16 protein-coding genes and 3 pseudogenes are annotated in these 18,993 nt (G+C 46.6%); 13 read left to right on the forward strand and 6 right to left on the reverse strand.

The window, feature by feature from the left end; genetic code table 11:
- Window positions 1–20: 20 nt before the first annotated feature.
- The 4 genes and pseudogenes from RIB93_RS30350 to RIB93_RS30365 form a co-directional block, all read right to left on the reverse strand.
- The gene (locus RIB93_RS30350; RefSeq protein WP_446378701.1) at window positions 21–419 is read right to left on the reverse strand and encodes a pentapeptide repeat-containing protein; all 399 of its coding nucleotides are present in this window, start codon (window positions 417–419) and stop codon (window positions 21–23) included.
- Between the two features lie 146 nt (window positions 420–565).
- Window positions 566–709, reverse strand: a pseudogene (locus tag RIB93_RS30355) (ribonucleoside-triphosphate reductase); the annotation flags it as partial.
- 282 nt (window positions 710–991) lie between these two features.
- Window positions 992–1,939, reverse strand: coding sequence for an aldo/keto reductase (locus RIB93_RS30360; RefSeq protein WP_446378673.1), 948 nt, complete (start codon window positions 1,937–1,939; stop codon window positions 992–994).
- 89 nt (window positions 1,940–2,028) lie between these two features.
- Window positions 2,029–2,517 (reverse strand): annotated as a pseudogene (locus tag RIB93_RS30365) (Uma2 family endonuclease); the annotation flags it as partial.
- 150 nt (window positions 2,518–2,667) lie between these two features.
- On the opposite strand from RIB93_RS30365, the pseudogene RIB93_RS30370 reads away from it, so the two are divergent.
- From RIB93_RS30370 to RIB93_RS30390, 5 genes and pseudogenes are all read left to right on the forward strand, one after another.
- A pseudogene (locus RIB93_RS30370) lies at window positions 2,668–3,897 on the forward strand (DEAD/DEAH box helicase family protein); the annotation flags it as partial.
- A 215-nt stretch (window positions 3,898–4,112) separates the two neighbouring features.
- Window positions 4,113–5,597 carry a BCD family MFS transporter gene (locus tag RIB93_RS30375; protein WP_446378675.1) on the forward strand — a complete coding sequence of 495 codons (1,485 nt, stop codon included), beginning with the start codon at window positions 4,113–4,115 and terminating at the stop codon, window positions 5,595–5,597.
- Window positions 5,598–5,923: 326 nt separating this feature from the next.
- Window positions 5,924–7,090 (forward strand): RRXRR domain-containing protein, encoded by a 1,167-nt coding sequence (locus RIB93_RS30380; protein WP_446378677.1) that lies wholly within the window; start codon window positions 5,924–5,926, stop codon window positions 7,088–7,090.
- 53 nt (window positions 7,091–7,143) lie between these two features.
- Window positions 7,144–7,956 (forward strand): inositol monophosphatase family protein, encoded by an 813-nt coding sequence (locus tag RIB93_RS30385; RefSeq protein ID WP_446378679.1) that lies wholly within the window; start codon window positions 7,144–7,146, stop codon window positions 7,954–7,956.
- Between the two features lie 504 nt (window positions 7,957–8,460).
- On the forward strand, window positions 8,461–9,447 hold the full coding sequence (locus RIB93_RS30390) for a 3'(2'),5'-bisphosphate nucleotidase (RefSeq protein ID WP_446378681.1): 987 nt from the start codon (window positions 8,461–8,463) through the stop codon (window positions 9,445–9,447).
- Window positions 9,448–9,542: 95 nt separating this feature from the next.
- Here RIB93_RS30390 and RIB93_RS30395 read toward each other — a convergent pair whose 3' ends face one another.
- Entirely contained in the window at window positions 9,543–10,379 is an 837-nt protein-coding gene (locus tag RIB93_RS30395; RefSeq protein ID WP_446378683.1) for a DUF928 domain-containing protein, read from the reverse strand.
- Window positions 10,380–10,534: 155 nt separating this feature from the next.
- On the reverse strand, window positions 10,535–11,422 hold the full coding sequence (locus tag RIB93_RS30400; protein ID WP_446378685.1) for a DUF928 domain-containing protein: 888 nt from the start codon (window positions 11,420–11,422) through the stop codon (window positions 10,535–10,537).
- Between the two features lie 527 nt (window positions 11,423–11,949).
- Here RIB93_RS30400 and RIB93_RS30405 point away from each other — a divergent pair.
- The 8 genes from RIB93_RS30405 (at window position 11,950) to RIB93_RS30440 (ending at window position 18,896) form a co-directional block, all read left to right on the forward strand.
- Entirely contained in the window at window positions 11,950–13,650 is a 1,701-nt protein-coding gene (locus RIB93_RS30405; protein ID WP_446378687.1) for a CHASE2 domain-containing protein, read from the forward strand.
- Window positions 13,651–13,653: 3 nt separating this feature from the next.
- Entirely contained in the window at window positions 13,654–13,812 is a 159-nt protein-coding gene (locus RIB93_RS30410; RefSeq protein WP_446378689.1) for a hypothetical protein, read from the forward strand.
- A gap of 1 nt (window position 13,813) precedes the next feature.
- Window positions 13,814–14,332 (forward strand): phage tail protein, encoded by a 519-nt coding sequence (locus tag RIB93_RS30415; RefSeq protein ID WP_446346802.1) that lies wholly within the window; start codon window positions 13,814–13,816, stop codon window positions 14,330–14,332.
- Window positions 14,333–14,662: 330 nt separating this feature from the next.
- Window positions 14,663–15,643 (forward strand): hypothetical protein, encoded by a 981-nt coding sequence (locus RIB93_RS30420; RefSeq protein WP_446378691.1) that lies wholly within the window; start codon window positions 14,663–14,665, stop codon window positions 15,641–15,643.
- A gap of 215 nt (window positions 15,644–15,858) precedes the next feature.
- Window positions 15,859–16,590 carry a TVP38/TMEM64 family protein gene (locus RIB93_RS30425; protein ID WP_446378693.1) on the forward strand — a complete coding sequence of 244 codons (732 nt, stop codon included), beginning with the start codon at window positions 15,859–15,861 and terminating at the stop codon, window positions 16,588–16,590.
- Window positions 16,591–16,780: 190 nt separating this feature from the next.
- Window positions 16,781–17,176: a hypothetical protein gene (locus RIB93_RS30430; protein ID WP_446378703.1), complete on the forward strand. Its 396-nt coding sequence runs from the start codon at window positions 16,781–16,783 to the stop codon at window positions 17,174–17,176.
- A gap of 136 nt (window positions 17,177–17,312) precedes the next feature.
- On the forward strand, window positions 17,313–18,665 hold the full coding sequence (locus RIB93_RS30435; protein ID WP_446378695.1) for an NAD(P)/FAD-dependent oxidoreductase: 1,353 nt from the start codon (window positions 17,313–17,315) through the stop codon (window positions 18,663–18,665).
- 54 nt (window positions 18,666–18,719) lie between these two features.
- Complete coding sequence (locus tag RIB93_RS30440) at window positions 18,720–18,896, forward strand: hypothetical protein (protein WP_446378697.1); 177 nt, start codon at window positions 18,720–18,722, stop codon at window positions 18,894–18,896.
- Window positions 18,897–18,993: the final 97 nt, after the last annotated feature.

Raw genomic sequence — 18,993 nt, forward strand, 5'->3', positions numbered from 1 at the left:
AGGTCATGTCAGATATAGCGTCAAAGCTTGAAAAATTCATCCGTTTGCGCTATGTGTAGTAGTGATATAACAAGAAACAGGTAGGAAGCAATAGGTAAAACCTCCCTAGCGCCCCGTTTTTTCAGGTTGCGTATTGCATCTTCAGTTAGTCCGGTGTTGCCTTTACATTGAGCGCCTTGTACGTTTGCGCCACTCAAGTTAATTCCGCTTAAGTTCGCGTTTCTCAAGTTCGCTTTTCGTAAGTCTGCGCCAGTTAAGTCTGCGCCAGTTAAGTCTGCACCAGTTAACTTAGCATCAGATAACTGAGCGCCGCACAATTTAGCCTCTGTCAGATCAGCTCCACATAGTTGAGCGTCCTGCAATGTAGCACCATTCAGCTTGATGTTGTCATGAATTGTGCTAGGCTTAGGTTTGCTTATTGTGGAGGCTCGATTTCCTTAAGCTGTAATTAGGAATTCCGGGCTTTTTTTGTTTTGGGCTTTAATTCTGTGGGGATGGAAGGAACCCATACTCAGAGAATAATACCTGTAGTTTTTTTGGAATGCGGTATTGTATGAATTGGGGGTAACGTGCGATCACACACCTCCCTCCACGTCTCTCTACCCTTGGCTGTGCGGCGGCTGTAGGTTCTGAAAAACACCGGATTTGCCGTCGGTGCCGTTTCCGGAAAATCACCATTGATGCGTTCCCGTTCAAGCTCTCTTACCATCGTGATAATCTACTGTTAATTTCCGCTAAACCTAGACTATAGGTTATGTCAGATATAGCGTCAAAGCTTGAAAAATTAATCCGTTTGCGCTATGTGTAGTACGTCTGGGAAGTTTTGAGTTTTGATCCTTCGCTTCGCTCAAGGGATATAGTTTGTAGGGGCGGGTTTAGGGACAAACATGAATTATTTTACCTAAATTTTTTTGCAAAACCCGCCCTTCTTCAATTTTGAGTGAACTCCCCCATCTCTCCATCACCCCATCTCCCCCTCACCCCATCTCCCTTAAAAACCGCGAGTCACCTGATCCAACTGTTCCACCTCTTCAGGCGTTAAACTCCACCCCAACGCCCCAGCATTTTGTTGGGCTTGCTGGGCAGTTTTCGCCCCCGGAATTGGCACGACGCCTTGGGCAATTAACCAATTCAGCGCCACCTGTGCAGGCGTGCGATCGTATTTTTCCCCCAATTGACGCAACAGCTTAATCACAGGGGCTATCTTCTCCAACCCCCCTTTGCTAAAACGCGGATCAAGACTACGCGCCCCCGTGGGTTTCATATCGTTTTCTGGGGTGTACTTCCCGGTTAATAATCCTTGGGCTAAAGGACTATACGCCAAAATCGTCACCCCTAACTCCCGCGCCGTATCCAAAACCCCATTCCGTTCAATTTTCCGCTCCAGTAGGGAATATTGCACCTGATTCACCGCCAAGGGAATTCCTCTGGCGGCTAGATAACCATGCGCTTCCCGCATTTGTTCGGCGGAGTAATTACTCACCCCCACCGTGGCAATTCTCCCCCGTTGCACTTCATCCGCTAGGGCATTCATTAGGGTTTCTTGATTCATGAAGAAGCTAAAGGGAGAATGAACCTGATACAGTTCGATTTGCTCAACCTGTAACCGTTTCAAGCTAGCCGTTAAAGCATCCGATACCGACTGTGATGTAAAGCGCCAGGGAACCGGGAAATATTTGGTGGCTATCTGGGCTGGACGCCCTAATTCTTTCATAAACCGTCCCAACAGCGACTCGGATTCTCCCAATCCGTACACTTCCGCCGTGTCAAAAAAGCTGACTCCTGCATCTAAGGTTGCGGCAAAGGCGTCTCGCACCTGAGATACTCCATAATCTTTGCCGTAGCCCCAAAACAGCGTATCGCCCCACGCCCAAGTGCCAATGCCTACACTGGTTACGGTGGGACCATTTTCAACTAAGGTGGTTGTCTGTATTGTCATTCCCTGCGATCCGAGTTTGTTACATTTCTTAATATTTATTGTATCGGGTTAGATAGCGAGTCGGCACAGGCGCTGCCTGTAGGGGAGTCCTAAACCTGAGAATTCTGCTCAGGATCTATACCTGCTTCTCGCAGCAATTGCTCCAATTGCTGGGCGCGTGCTTCAGCAATTTGCTTAGCCTGACGTTCCTGTTGGAGTTGTTCGGTCACAGTTTGCTTAGCCTGACGTTTTTGTTGGAGTTGTTCGGTCACAGTTTCCAGTTGCTGTTGCACCTGTAGATAATCAGCAAAGGGTTGACCATCGGGACGATACAGCACCAGAGTGTCCGATGCAAGTTCAAAGCGAATTCCCAAACGAGGAGAAACCCAGCCATTCATCTCATCGATTAGATCTAGCCAATTCTCATTTCGCAACCATCCCGTTAACCTATTTTTATGGGGATCGTAGAGATAGTACTCTTCCACCTGATAGCGATGGTAAAATAATAACTTCCGGTTCATTTCTTTGCGGGTATTTCCCGGAGAAAGAATCTCAAACACCACTTGGGGGGCGATATTATTCTCTTGCCACTGCTGATAGTGAGTTTAGCGGACTTTTTCTAGTATAGATAGCCAGAGTTGGCGTTGAGCCTGATTAAAGGCGGCTGATCGGTGCGCGATCGCGTGGTTGTTAAAGGTGTCGCTGATCTCAAAGATGGCGATAATATTGATGGGTGCATATCAACGTTACTCTCGTCTAACACTATTGATACGGTGAATAAGGTTTGTATCACCACGATTCAGAGGCTGTATGCCATGTTGAAGGGTGAGGCGGAGTTTGAGGAGGAAGAGGAAGAAGGGTCACTGTTTAGCCGTTCCCAGGACAACGAGGCACCGAGGGACGTGGCTTATAACCGGGCTGTACCGATGATAGAAACCTTTGATTTTATTATTACTGATGAGTGTCACCGCTCGATTTATAATCTTTGGCGACAGGTTTTAGAGTATTTTGATGCGTTCCTCATTGGTTTAACCGCTACTCCGTCTAAGCAGACTTTCGGCTTTTTTAATCAAAATCTGGTGATGGAATATCTCCACGAAAGAGCCGTAGCTGAGGGGGTTAATGTCGGTTTTGATGTCTATCGCATTCGCACTCAGATTACTGAACAGGGGAGTCGGGTAGAAGCGGGTTACAGTGTAGACCGCCGAGACCGTCAAACCAGAGAGATACGCTGGCAACAGTTGGACGAGGATTTTACCTACACTGGGAAAGAGTTAGACGGTTCAGTCGTAGCTCAAGACCAGATTAGAACGGTAATCCGGACATTTCGCGATCGCTTATTGACCGAGATTTTTCCGGGTCGAGAGGAAGTGCCGAAAACCCTCGTTTTTGCTAAGGATGATTCCCATGCTGAAGATATTGTCAGGATGATGCGGGAAGAGTTTGCTAAGGGGAATGAGTTTTGTCAGAAGATTACTTATAGGACGACGGGGAAGAAGGTAGAGACGCTGATTCAAGAGTTACGTAATTCTTATCACCCGCGTATTGCGGTAACAGTTGACATGGTTTCCACGGGTACGGATATTAAACCCCTAGAATGTCTGCTGTTTATGCGAGATGTGAAATCGAGGACTTATTTTGAGCAGATGAAGGGAAGGGGAACCCGAACGATTAACCCCAATGATTTCCAGGAAGTTTCACCAGATGCTCAGTTCAAAGACCATTTTGTGATTGTGGATGCGGTGGGGGTCTGTGATTCTGATAAGACGGATTCTCGACCCTTAGAACGTAAGCGTAATGTCCCGTTTAAGCAGTTGTTACAAGGTGTAGCTGTGGGGGTACGAGATGAGGATAGTTTGACTTCTTTAGCCGGAAGGTTAGCCAGATTAGACCGGAGGTTAGGGGAGAGCGATCGCTCTGTGTTAGAGGCTGCCGCAGGTCAATCTTTACCGGAGATTACTCAGGGTTTATTAGCGTGATGACTTCTGGGCTACCAGTTCTAACAAACAACTCAACTTCCTCCAGCACGTCAACATCGATTAGGACGTTCGGCACCATTGTAGAGACGTTGCATGCAACGTCTCTACTTCGTAGATACGATGAAGCTGGGGGAGTGTCAAAGACTCTCAGGAAACGTATAGTTTGATAAGGTCATCCAGAAAAAACAGCAGTAAGCGATCGCATCTGAACGTCTATGGAAACCAGTGATTTTACTCAATCCTCATCCACTCCCTCATCCCCAGACAAACCCCTGCCTAGAATCAAGATTTTGACCATGTTCCGCCTAGGTTTATTCCAGATGGGGTTAGGGATTATGGCGATTCTCACCTTGGGTATCCTCAACCGGGTGATGATTAGTGAACTTGGAATTAATCCCGCTTATGCTACGGGAGTTTTAGCCATGCATCAATTGGTTGCTCCGGCTCGAATTTGGTTTGGTCAACTTTCTGATGCTAAACCCCTGTTTGGATATCACCGCAGTGGTTATGTTTGGCTGGGCACCGCTGGATTTGCGATCGCGGCTTTTTTTGCGGTTCAGGTGATGTGGCAACTGGGCGCAGCGGTACAAGCGGCGGGAGGTTGGACATTAAATACTCAGATAGTAGGCTGGACAGGGGTATTGGCATTAATTTTTACCCTCTATGGTTTAGCCCTGAGTGCTAGTTCTACCCCATTTACCGCCATGCTGGTGGATGTTTCGGATGAAGACAATCGCTCCAAGTTAATCGGCACAACCTGGTCAATGCTGATGGTGGGTATTATTATTGGCGGGATTACCGGGGGAATCTTGCTCAAAAGCCTTGATCCAGCAGAAACAGCATCATCGGTTGGTGCAGAGGTTCTCTCCTCACCCCTAGCCACCTTACAGACTCCCCTCAACCGCCTGTTTATCATCGTTCCATTAGTGGTTATCGGATTAACCCTCCTAGCGACTCTGGGAATTGAGAAAAAATACTCCCGCTACGCTTCCCGTTCGAGTTTAGTCGAGCGAGAAGACAAAGTTACGTTGGGTAGGGCGCTGAAAGTGTTAACCGCCAGTCGCCAAACGGGTTTATTTTTCACCTTTTTACTGGTAATGACGATTAGCCTGTTTATGCAGGAAGGCGTGTTGGAACCTTATGGCGCTGATGTCTTTGGCATGCCCATTAGTGAAACGACTCGACTCAATTCCTATTGGGGATTAGGCACATTAATCGGTGTGAGTACCACAGGGTTTTTAGTCGTACCTCGTATCGGTAAGCAGAATACGACAAAATTGGGGTGTCTGTCCGTAGCCATTAGCTTCTGCCTGATTATTCTATCCGGATTTACCCAACAGGGGGAGATTTTGAAGCTAGCGATGCTGTTATTTGGTTTAGCGGCGGGAATCACCACAACAGGCGGATTAAGTCTAATGCTGGATCTGACAGCAGCGGAAACCGCCGGAACCTTTATTGGCGCGTGGGGATTAGCCCAAGCGATCGCGCGGGGGATAGCTACCTTTGTCGGCGGTTGGGTGTTGTCCATTGGAGAAGCCTTGTTTACCGCACCTGTATTAGCTTATGGCTTGGTGTTTGCCTTGCAAGCCGTGGGGATGATTGTCGCGATTGGGTTTTTGGGACGAGTGAACGTGCAAGAATTCCGGAATAATACCAAGCAAGCGATCGCGACGGTTATGGAAAACGATTTAGACGGATAATATTGTAGGGGCGGGTTTGACGATTATCGGTTTGGGTTGACCCAGATGTAACTCGCGCCCGCCCTGACCTAATTTGGGGTGTGACAATTTCTGTCCTGGAACTCCGGTTCAACAACCCCACGCTACTAGCGTAGAGCGTGGGGATTGCCGGACAAACGACAATTTAAACCGTTGAATACCGCTCTTAGTCTCAGCTTGGCACAGACCTCCGGATACTTCCCTAGTCCGGATTACCTCTAAAACCTTTTGTCGGGTTGTTGTTGGACAAGACATCTTAGCTGAGATGGCGGGAAGGGACTAATTACTTTACTCGGAGGTTTATCACCATGTTACGAGTACCAGTTTTATCAAAATCAGGTAAGCCGTTAATGCCCACCAAACCTAGCCGCGCTAGACGTTGGTTAAGGGATGGCAAAGCCAAAGTGGTACATAATGACTTAGAATGCTTTGCTATTCAGTTGACCTTTGAGACAGGAGAGGAAGCGCAACCCATAGCCATGGGGATAGACCCTGGTAAGGGTTACTCAGGGATCGGGGTTCAGTCAAGTCATTTCACCCTCTGGATGGGACACCTAGTTCTACCGTTTAAGACGGTGAAAGAACGGATGGAATTACGACGGATTATGCGTCGAGCTAGACGAGGGAAACGAATTAACCGGAAGTTGCCCTACTCTGAACGTTGCCATCGTCAAGCTCGGTTTGACAATCGTAAAAAGGGTAAACTGCCACCGTCAATCCGAGCTAATAAGCAACTGGAATTGCGGATAGTCAAAGAGTTGTTTAAACTGTTTCCGATTAGTGCCATTCATTATGAGTTGGTCATGGCTGACGTAGATAAAACCAGTGGGCGCAAGTCGGCTCGGTCTGGCGTTGGTTTCTCCCCAGTGATGGTAGGTCAGAAACAAATGCTTAAGTGGTTGTCTGAGTTAGCGACCGTGATAACTCACCAAGGATGGCAAAGGGACGGGAACGGAACCAGTCAGCTTAGGCAATGGTTAAGATTAGCCAAAGACAAGAAAGACAAATCGAACCAGACACCAGCTACACAAGCCGTTGATGGTGTAACCTTAGCCGCGTTTGAGTTTACCCGATGGCAGGAATGGCACTCTGATAATGCCAAGCATGGTGACTGGCAAGGCAGTGTCGAAGTTACCTCAGCACCATTTGCCATAATCCGTAGACCACCAATTAGCCGTAGACAGTTGCATCTGTGTGTTCCATCCAAAGGGGGTAAACGGCGCAAGTATGGCGGCACAGTTACCCGCCATGGGTTTAGGAAAGGCGACAAAGTTATAGCCGAAAAAGCTGGAAAAACTTACGTCGGCTGGTGTTCTGGAGACACCGAGAAACAAGTTTCAGTTAGCGGTATTAACTGGAAACGACTTGGGCAATTTAGTGCCAAAAAAGTCCAGTTGTTGCAGCGAAGCACGGGATTAATCGTCGTGCCTTCACCTGGACTGTCAAATCTCCCCTTATTGAAAGGGTCGATTTGACCGCTATTCCTCTCCACCCTGCTTCGCTGAGGGTGGAGTCTCACGCGAATACGATGAAGGAATTTTGGGCGTCTGTACTCGACTTTGCCAAAGAGATTACTAACCATGTTGGTAGCCAACTACTGCCTGATTTTCGCTGCTGTCAGGCGTCGCAGAAAGCGGATGGGAGTTTGGTAACCAAAGCAGATCATTGGGCGGATGAGACGATTCGTCGGGCGATCGCGTCTCGGTTTCCTAGCCACGGAATCATCAGTGAGGAAGGGGAACATCGGTTTCCGGATACCGAGTGGTGTTGGATTATCGATCCCTTAGATGGTACGACTAACTTTACACGAGGTATCCCGATTTGGGGCATCTCTCTGGGCTTGCTGTATCACGGCACACCCGTGTTCGGATATGTTCATTTCCCCCCCATTGGACAATCCTTCCATGGTTTTTGGGCGGGGGAATCGGGATTAGCCGATATCATCCCTGGCGCGTTTATGAATGAGTTTTCCATCCACAGTAGTCCGGATGAACTCAGTAATAATCACTTTTTCAACCTTTGCTCTCGCAGTACCTCCCTCTTACAGCAACCCTTCCCCTGTAAAATTCGCATGTTAGGGGTTGCCAGTTATAACTTCATCACCGTTGCCACAGGAGCGGTTCTCGGCGGGATGGAAGCAACACCCAAGATTTGGGATATTGCGGGGGCGTGGGTAATTGTGAAAGCAGCGGGTGCGGTTTGGGTGTCGTTGGAGTCAGACCCAATTTTCCCGTTGAAAGTCGGTCAAGATTATGGTGGGCGATCGTTTCCCACGCTGATTGTCAGCCGTTCTGAATTAGTGGATGTATTTAAATCCTATATCCAACAGAACCAGAATTAGTTCCTAGATGTTTCAGGGGAACGTCTCTACAAGCTCCCCCAGCTCCCCCAGCTTCCCCCGCTCCCCCCCGCTCCCCCATCACCCCTAAAATCTTGGCTAGAACCTTGATGATCACTCTACCGAGAGGTCATTATGGAAGCGGCAATACATTACAGCGATCGCTCCTAGCCATTTGCTACTGTACAGATTAATCCGGCTACAGGGAAAGGGCAGATCGTGATCAGGGGTGACATCGGGAAAGTTAAACCTAGCCCAAGGGTGCAACCAAACGGTACTCAAGGTCATACGGGAAGCGGCTTCTCGACCAGTAGCAGGGTATCAACGTTGAAAGGCTCAGGAATAAGAGTTTTTTAAGCAAGCCCCCACGATGGCGATTGCCCTCGTTACCCGCATAAAAAATAGGGGTTTGGGGTAAGGACGGGTTAAAGCCGCTTAATTGGGTGTTTTCCCTTCCCGTCCTTAGCCAAGTTTTTTGAGAGTATTATGGAGCAATAGAGATTTATCATGTCTTACGAGCAAGAAAAACAGGTAGCTATTGAGGCAGCGCTGACAGCAGCCAAACTCTGTGAGCAAGTTCGCCAAGAACAGGTGACTGAAGCGATGGAAAAGAGCGATAAAAGTCCAGTCACGGTGGCGGATTTGGGTTCCCAAGCGGTTATCTGTCGAGCGTTAGCGATGGCGTTTCCTGATGACCTCGTGGTGGGTGAAGAAGATGCGTCCCAGTTGCGTCAACCCGAAATGGCAGATCAACTGAATCGGGTGAGTCACTACGTCAAGTCTGTCGTTGGTGATGCGACACCGGATCAGGTATTGGACTGGATTGATCGCGGTAATAGTCAGATTGGGGGGCGCTATTGGACATTAGACCCCATCGATGGCACAAAAGGGTTTCTGCGTCAAGACCAATATGCTGTGGCTTTAGCGCTGGTGGAACTGGGTGAAGTGAAACTGGGTGTTCTAGTTTGTCCCGCTTTACCTGTTTCCCCATATCAACCGGATGGAGAAAAGGGTGTCCTATTTGTAGCGGTACGGGGTCAGGGTGCAACCATGGTTCCTATATCGGGTGGAGAACCTCAGCCGATTCAGGTAACAAAGGCTGATAGTCAGGAAGCGATGCGTTTTGTGGAGAGTGTGGAATCCGGTCACGGGGATCACTCCCGACAGGATGCCGTTGCCAAAGCCGTAGGCATTACCTCACCTTCGTTGCGGATGGATTCTCAAGCTAAGTATGGCGCAGTCGCGTCGGGTCGTGCATCGCTTTACCTGCGTTTGCCATCACCTAAATCACCCGATTATCGGGAAAAGATTTGGGATCATGCGGCGGGAACGATTGTGGTTGAGGAAGCTGGCGGACGGGTGACCGATATGTACGGGAAAGCCCTTAACTTTTCTCTCGGTGCCAAACTGTCTGATAATCAGGGGGTCATTGTCAGCAATGGTGTGATTCACGATACCGTGCTGGACGCCTTGCGGGAAACCGCGAGCGTGTAAACAGGTTGCTGATATAACGTCTGTCAGCGATCAAAAAGGGAAAAGGTTAAACCTTTTCCCTGGAACCTATCACTCACAAGCTTTAGTCAAGCCACTTAATTTTCAGCATTGGTTTCACCAGTTGACCCAGAATGACTCACCAACGGTTCTTCAATCAGTTGATCTAAACCGGCAAAGTTCAAGGCAGATTGCCAATTCTCTTGAACTTGAGGATCATTAGTATAATCCTGACGTAACTGAGCCAATATACCTGCTGCATCCATCCAGAAGCCATATTCAGCAAAAATAGCTGGCTTTTCCCGTTCTGATGCATTGGCTAACTTTTGAGCAAGTTCGGTTTCTGGAGAAACACGCTCAACCCACCCTTCAACCGTCAAATTTCCAGAAGCATCACCCCCCTGCTCACAACTGAGGGAAAATACCCACTGGTACTTTTCCGATTCCTTGAGTAGCTCCTCCTCTGTCATCGGCTCTGGCAGAGTGAACATGACAATTCCTGGCGTTTCGTTTAGAGAAACTATTTCGTGATAAATAATCTCTTTGTCTGGACTCAGCAATGCAAATTCTGCTTCCTTGGCTTGAGTCTCACCCACGTAAACCAAGAATGTCGGATTCGGTAATGCCGTTACTTCAACTGGAATTGTGTTTTTTTCCGCAACTTTTGGTACTAACGGTGTGACTTCGACTTCCTCTCCGTAACACATACCCGAACCTCGCGAAAATCCTGCGGTTCTCCACCGAGACGCTCTAATGTTTCGGTTACGAAATCGCAGACCTTTATTTCCAGCGAAGAGGGTTTCTGAAGGCTTCTGATGATTGTGACTGGAAGAATTTGGTTTGAAACCAGCGATCGCCATAGCACTGGCACTCATCACCAATCCCAGAGACAACAGCAGGGAAAATGTTTTCAGATAGATAGAGGGCTTTTTCATGTTACGTTTTGCCAATGGCAGCACTTGAGACAAATCTATTCTGTATATGTATGTAGAGACGTTCCGGCTGAACGTCTCTAGGTCGGGAAAAAAGGATAAGCTTTTCCCTTTAAGGTGTATGTCATATCCTTGTAGGAATCAGTGTTTGGAGGGTGTTAATTTTCAACCCCAGATTCAGCAGACTCGGCACTATCAACAGGACGTTCTGCAACGAGATTTTCTAACCCCACCGATTCTAAGAGATCTTTCCAATCCGCTTGAACTTGAGGATTATTCGGATAACGCTCTCGCAATTTCTCCAGTGAACTCACTGCCTCTGTCCAAATGCCATGATTCACAAATACTTTCGGGTGATCAATGTCTGGGGTTTTGGCTAACTCTTGCTGCAAAGACTCTTCCTTGGCAACTCGCTTCACCCAGCCTTCTGCTGTAGGATTTTGACTCCAATCAGCCAGAGAGCAAGGAATGGTTACAAACCAATTGTAGGTTTGATCCACTTGTAACAACTCATTATCTGGATTAGCCGGATCTGACTCTGGGATGCTAATGCTGACAATTCCGGGAGTTTGATTGTCCAGAGAAACAGTTGTTTCATAAACAACCTCACTCCCGTCTTCAGTTATCAGCGTGAATACTGCTTCCTCTGCCTCAGTCTCAGTGATATGAACTAAGAACGTCGGAGTTTCCTCGACTGTCAATTCAACGGGAATCTGAGCATTGGTGGACGATTCTTGGGTATCTTCTGGCAACTCCTTACTTTGAAGTTGCGGTAATAATGCTGTTACATTAACCTGCTTTTCTTCATCCCCTATTTTGCAGACTCCCCGCGAGAATCCTCCAGTTCTGCGTCGAGAGGCTCGCATTCTCCGCCGTCGGAAGCGTAGACCTTTATTCCCCGCGACTAAGGTTTCTGAAGGCTTCTGATTTTCCTGATTGGGTGAACTCGGTTTGAGACCAGCGATCGCCAGGGTACTGGCACTCATCACTAATCCCAGAGACAACATCATGGAAAACGTTTTAAGATATATAGAGGGCTTTTTCATGTTACTCCTTGCCAGTGGCAGTAATGGATACAATTTTAATTAACGCGGTAGTAGAGAGCTAGAGCCAAGTCTGTGTATTTATCTAGCGTATTCATTTACAGACCGACTCCTCTCTATTCGGCAAAGTTTCCTGTTCTAGCTGTAAAGTGTAAGTGACGCTAAACCAGGTTACCTCATTTTTTTATTTATAGCGACTCAGCCAAGGTGATGGGCAATCAGCCTCTTCACCGTCTCAGCTAGCTCAGTGTACAATTTAAAGCCCAATGACAGCAATAAACTGCCTGGGTACTATATTATATACTAATATTCTATCTGATTCGTCTGTAAACCGTAGTATCATTACAGTTCTTTAAAAAAAGTGATGAATATCTGGAGAAACTTTGAAAGTGGCTATAGTGTTTTAACTTCACGTTAATTTATATTAAGTTTGATTATCCGAATCCAAGGTTCAGAATTCAAAAAAACTCCGCCGTAAAGTAGGCGTTGTCAGTGAATTAACCCTCAGGGAAATAGGAGGCAATACCAAGATGATGTCTGAAATGCGTTCATTTTTCACCCAACATCCCGTAGGTAAGGGAATCATGGCATTTGGCGGCACAGTCGTTCTTACGAGTGTGGTGGTTACAGGGGTGATTGTGGGACTGCGACAGTTGGGGGCATTAGAAGGAGCTGAACTGGACGCTTATGACCAACTCGTGCGATCGCGTCCAGAATCAGTGCCAAGCGATCGCGTGTTAGTCGTGGGAATTAGCGAAAAGGATATCCGAAACTATAACCAGTTTCCGATAACGGATGCCACATTAGCGACGCTACTCAAGAAACTAGCAGAGTATCAACCTCGTGCGATCGGGATTGACATTGGACGGGATGTGCCGATTGGCGAAGGTCGTGAGGATTTAATTCAGGTTATTGAGCAAAACGATAACATGGTCGCCGCCTGCGTCATGAGTTCTGCGACTGAACCCGGAACACCACCCGCCCCTGGAACTCCCCCAGAACGGGTTGGTTTTGCTGATATGCAGCTTGATCAAGATCAAGTCATTCGCCGCACGGCGTTAGTTTCATTTCCGCCGTTTGTGGAACCCCTCCCCAAAAATCCCCATCTGTGTCAAGATCCGGATAGCCTCCTCTATTCTTTACCGTTTCGGTTAGCTACGTCATATCTGGAACAAGAGGGAATCGAAGAAGAATTAACCACCCCAGAGGAATTCATCAAGTTGGATTCCACGATATTCCTTCCTCTAGAAGACCAATCAGGTAACTATAGTTACACAGGTGCGTTTGACTACCAAATCATGATCAATTGGTCAGGTGAGAATGCCATTGAACAAGTAACCCTGACCGATGTCTTGGAAGACAACATTGCTCCCAATCTCGTCAAAGACCGAGTGGTTTTGGTCGGGTACACCGCCAGCACCGCCAATGATGATTTTGCTACACCCTTTAGTGCAGCCGCTCAGGATCGAGTGTTAATGCCTGGGGTAGTCCTTCATGCTCAAGTTGTCAGTCAAATCATGAGTACCGTTTTAGAGGGTCGCCCCTTAATTTGGTATTGGTCTCAAGGAACTGAAATTCTCTGGATTTTTCTCTGGTCTGTTGTTGGCGGAACCCTAGCTTGGAAAATTCGCCGTCCTTGGATTCTGATTCCGGTTGCAGTCGTAGCGGGTGGTGTTTTGTATGGTATTTCTTATACTTTATTCGTTCAGCAGTCGGGATGGATACCGTTAGTACCGCCAGCCATCGGGTTAGCCTTAACTACCTTTAGCGTCGTCATTATTGACCGCTACGGTCAAGTCGTGGCTAAAACCGTTAAAAAACTGCTGAGAATTAACATTGAAATCGACGAAACTCAAAAAGAGGAGCAAGTCGCCCAAATCACAGAAACTGATAGCTTTCAAGAAATTCAGATCAGAGCTGATCAGCTCAGACGTCGCCGCCAAATCACCAAGCCTAAAACTTATAATAATACAGTCACGGATCAAGTAGACCTCAATTGGGAAGAGGTTCCAGAACTCGGTCAATATCAACAAGTACTGCAACGAGCAAGAGTATTAAGACATCAGCTCAACCGGGTCGAGGATCAACGGGACGAGGTTGAAGAGGTTGATCATTCAACGAACGGTTCGTCCGGGACAATGCCAACGGTTAAAAAACAAGCATTTAACCCAGAAGATGAGAGTTACCTCTCGCAATTACAAAGTCGGGGAAGACGGATGAGAAACCGATAAACGATGAACCAGGAACAACGAACGATTCTCTTAAAACTTGCTGCCAAGGTATCCCAAGATCCTTTGCTAATGAGAAAAGTCAGCGATCGAGTGTATCAGCTTATACAAGAGGATTTACGCAAGCAACGCGAACGCCATAAAAACTACAGAGGGTTACTATAAAATGGCTGACAATGGTAATATCACCCACGAACTTAACTACGTCACCGCTAATCGATTTTACATCGAAATCGAAAGTCAGATTACGGCTTCATTTAGCGAGTGTTCTGGTTTAGGGGTTCAGATTGATAAAGAAGTCTATTTTGAGGGAGGAGTAAACGAACAGCAACGCATCTTTCTCAAGCAAGCCAAATTTGATGATGTTACCCTCAAGCGGGGGATTACCGAAGATTTAGTGTTTTGGGATTGGATCAACAAGACGCTCAATCCTGGTAAAAAAGAGCGGCGTAATGTCAACATTCTGGTCTTTAATCAAGCCGGAGAAACCATGCAATGTTGGACATTAATCGGTGCGATTCCAGTCGGTTGGAAAACGCCAGCCTTACAAGCGAGTTCTAGCACCGTAGCGATTGAGGAATTAACCCTCGCCTATGAGGGCTTAAAAGTTGTCGCCGAGCAAGGTGGGGGTGGTGCTAGTACCAATCTGCAACGTGCTAACACTGGCTATTTCCCTAGTAACTAACTAGGTCAGTCGGTGGGAAAAAGTAAAGTTAACGGTAGGGATCGTCATTTGTCATTTGTCATTTGTCATTTGTAAGGGTTTGAGGAATATTGACAAAAGTTTGGTATTTCCACCAACCTACTTAGAGACGTGCCATGGCACGTTTTGAAGGACAGGTTTAGGAAGAATGTCCCTGACTTAAGGCTGGTGGGCAATGCCCACCCTACGGTATATCAAGGGTTTTGGCACTCCCTAAATGAAATGCTTATTTTAGTGCCATTCAATTTAGGAATGTTCGTGATAATTGTACCTCAAACTTGCTCTGACTAAATTTTAACCTTAAAAGAATTGATGAAATTTTCAGAACTATCACTGGGGATAAAAAAGCCATTACTGTCGGCTAAACCTCTTGGACAAATGCCCGGTAAATTGCCCACTCTAGGGCTATTAGCTAACTCAAATGTTCATAACTTAGACATACTTTCTTCCACGGGTAGAACTGTATTAGCGGCTATCTCTCAAACAGAGGAAAAGGAATCTGTCAGGTTGGCAGAAAATGCTCAAGCTAACGATGGCGTTGGCGTTGGATCAAGGAACGACACCCAACGGTCAAGTATTCCCAGAAACCGGGTTTCTGGTGAGGACAACAACGAAATATCGGCATTTTACCCAAAGGTTAATCAAGCCAAATCTTTTCCACAACTTCCTTTGAATTGGCAAGACTTAAACACAATAATTTACTTAGGTCAATTTCAAGGTTTAGGGAAATCTTCAATTCAATCCTTGCAGGTGTTAAATCTGACTCCTGAAACTTCAGCCGAACAAGAATTAGCTGCATTTTCATTACACGGTTCCGAGAATAATCAGAATCGTTTACCTGATTCAAGTTTCTCACCATTAAACTCAACCTTTTCTAACAAGAGTAATTCTGATTTGCATCTAGAGAATAAATCCGCTAGTCAGACTACACCAACCGCTTGGTCAAGTTTAGCTGAATTAATTGGTGAGGATAGTTCTGTTTCTAGTCAGGATAGCGATGATGAAGATATAGAAGGGTTCATGTTTACCCCAGAAGGATTTCGTCCTATTTATACTAATCCAATAAAAACATCCGGTGATGTGGCGGATTCAATCGAAGCGGAAGCAAAAACAGTTTCTGAAACCTATCAAACTCCTAGAGTAACGGTTCAACCTTCATTAACAGTTGTTCCATCCTCCCAATCCACCGAACTGGAACTCGTCAGTGAATCCAATTTGCGGATGTTGGCACAGGAAGTCTACAAGTTAGTCCGACAGCGGTTGCAAATTGAGCGAGAACGTTATCGCCGTTAATGATTTTTATAAAACAAATAATACTTAGAGCAATCGCTATAGCGGTTAGGACGCATCATTTGGTAGAGACGTTGCATGCAACGTCTGGAACAACAGTTCGTTTGTCCTAATCGATGTGTCTACTGCTATAATTCGGATTAAATACCCCTGTTTGGATAGGGACAAGGCAGAGGTCAGAGAGCAGATTGTAGAAGGGGTAAATTGAGGAAAATTTAATGGCTCAACTAAATAAATACAGCTTGAATTCCAAACTAAAACTGGTACTAATCGGGGGTTTAGTGGTGCTTCTAATTATTGCCAATCAAAATTTTGACATTCGGGAACTTTTGCAAACCGCCTTACATTGGGTTGAAAGTCTTGGTGTCTTAGCCCCCATTGTGTATATAATTATCTACAACCTAGCAACAGTACTATTTATTCCGGGTTCCCTCTTGACATTAAAAGGAGGTTACTTATTTGGCTTATTTTGGGGTTCAATTTATGTCACGATCGCGGCAATGTTTGGAGCCATTTTTGCTTTCCTGATTGGACGCTATCTCTCGCGGGATTGGGTTTGTAAACAGATTGAGAGCAATGACAAATTCAAAGCGATTAATCAAGCCGTGAAGACAGAAGGATGGAAAATTGTCCTGCTAACTCGTCTTTCTCCTATCTTTCCGTTCAACCTCCTCAATTACGTCTTTGGCGTTACCCAAGTTTCTATCAAAGACTATATTCTGGGTTCCATTGGGATGATTCCAGCCACCGTGGTGTATGTTTACATCGGTTCCCTGGCTAGCGATTTAGCCACAGTCAATATGTCTAATCAACCCACTACAACGGAATCTCAAATTGCAAAATGGGTGATTCGGATAATTGGCTTAATTGCGACAATTGCGGTAACAGTCTACCTAACTCATCTTGCCAAGAAATCTTTAGATGAAACTGTTGTACAGGAAGAAGTCTAACCCGATGAAACCAGAAATTGCTAATTTTACTATTGGATGTAAGTCGTTGGAGTTTCATTAAAATTAACGGTTTAGATGAGGAATAAACAATGGACAGGGAAAAGTAATACTTGAGGGGTGTTAACATTTATTAGTACAGCGGAAACAATTGATGTCTCGGTACTTACAACAAGAAATTAAAGAAAACATTATGAGTAGCGATCGCCGAATCTCTGTCGCATTGCTATCGCTGCGACTAAGCGTGTTTCTGGTCATGCTAATGTGGACGTTAGATAAATTTGTCAACCCTGACCATGCAGCAGCAGTTTACCAGAATTTCTATTTGATTAGTGGGCTGAGTAATCAGATGTTTTACGTCATTGGCGCTATTCAGCTTATGATCATTCTGGGATTTGTCACGGGTTTCAAAAAGCGGTGGACTTATTTGCTGGTGCTGTTTTTTCATGCTGTTTCTACTTTCTCGTCCTTTCCCAAATATTTGGCTCCCTTTGACAACCTGCTGTTTTTCGCTGCTTGGCCCATGCTGGCGGCTTGCTTTACCCTTTACTATCTGAGGGATATGGATACCCTCTGGACAGTTGATTAAGGGTAGCGGCGTAGAATCAAAACACATTGCTAGACATTATCAAACATCTGGGTTACTGGATACGCTCTAAGTTCCATTCTCCTTCTCTTTCCTCTCTGTCCCGATCTAGTTTTAATAGGAGGTTTTAACAGTAGTCATGAATGACTTAATTCAGCAAACGGTAATTCTTGGTGGTGGGTTTACCGGACTGTTTACTGCCATACATTTAAGCCGTTCCAATTATCCGCGCTCAGTTATCCTGATCGATCGCGAAGAACGTTTTCGCTTTAAACCCCTTCTCTATGAGTATTTCAGTGGTCAAATGGAGGAGCCAGAGGTCATGCCTCGTTTCCAAGATTTACTTGACAGTAGCGGCGTGACCTTCGTGCAAGACGAGGTGCAAACCATTGACCTGCACCAGCATCAGGTTACGTTAGCCTCAGGGACGTCTTGCCCTTACAGTAATTTGGTTTTAGCTTTAGGTAGCGTCACGGGCTATTTTGGCGTTGAAGGGGCAAAGGAGAATGCCTTGCCGTTTCGGGAAGGAAAAGACGCGATCGCGCTGGATCAGCGTTTGCGGGAATGCCTGATCCAAGCGATGCAAACCCAAGACATGGAAGAACGCCGCCGACTGTTAACCGTTGCCATTATTGGGGGTGGTCCTACGGGAGTCGAATTAGCCGCAACTTTAGCCGATTTGCTGCCACCTTGGTACGAGGCAATGGGGGGTCAGCCCCACGAAATCCGGGTGGTACTGCTCAATCGCGGAGCCGAAATTCTCAAAGGCGACATTAATGATCCCCTGCGGGACACAGCACGCGAGGAGTTGCAACACCGTGCTGTCAAGGTGGAATTGCTTAACGAGGCACAAGCGACGGCTATTCGTCCGGATTCCTTGGACTATGAACAGGGGGATAAGGTGGAAACGTTACCCGCTGCAACAATTGTGTGGACAGCAGGGACTTCAACCCATCCTTTAATTAAGGACTTACCCATTGCTGAGGAAAAGCGCGATCGCAAAGGTCGCCCCTTGGTTAAACCAACCCTGCAACTGTTAGAGTTTCCCGACGTTTTCGCTGGCGGTGATTGCGCGGCTGTGGAGGGCAATTCCCTGCCGCCGACAGCACAGGTAGCGCATCAACAGGGAGACGCGATCGCGTCTAATCTCCAAGCCCTAGCCAAAGGTAGAGAACCCAAGCCTGCTGACGTTAGCATCAGAGGCACGCTGATGAAACTAGGGTTAGAAGATGCAGCAGCTAACATCTCGAATCAGGTTGAGGTGGATGGCGAACTTGGACACTTAATTCGCCAAGGCACTTATATGAATATCTTGCCCACACCCCTACGAGATTTAAAGTTGACGGCGAAATGGTTCACAGAGGACGTTTATCAGGACTATTTAGAACCCAAGGTAACTGGAAAAACCGCAAAAGTGGTGGCGGGGGCTGTTGTGGGGACGCTGATTGCTAGAAAGTTGATCAAAGCATTAGGGGATGAGGATAAAAAGTGAATGTCAAAAACCTGAAGGTGATCCTTCGCTTCGCTAAGCTGTCATGCATTTAAATTGGGTATTAGTAGCGAGCAAGATGCTAGTAGCGAGCAAGATGCTAGTAGCGAGCAAGATGCTAGTAGCGAGCAAGATGCTAGTAGCGAGCAAGATGCTAGTAGCGAGCAAGATGCTAGTAGCGAGCAAGATGCTCGCACTACAAGGATGAGAGCCATTATTGACATTAAGGTTTAAATGCCGAACAGCTTAGTGTCGAAGGCGATCGCATCCTCGACAAATGCCAGGATATCCAGCATATATGTGTCAAAACGAAAGCACTTTATGCAGTTTC

Source organism: Coleofasciculus sp. D1-CHI-01 (genome assembly GCF_040218875.1).
Classification (GTDB): Bacteria; Cyanobacteriota; Cyanobacteriia; order Cyanobacteriales; family Coleofasciculaceae; genus Coleofasciculus.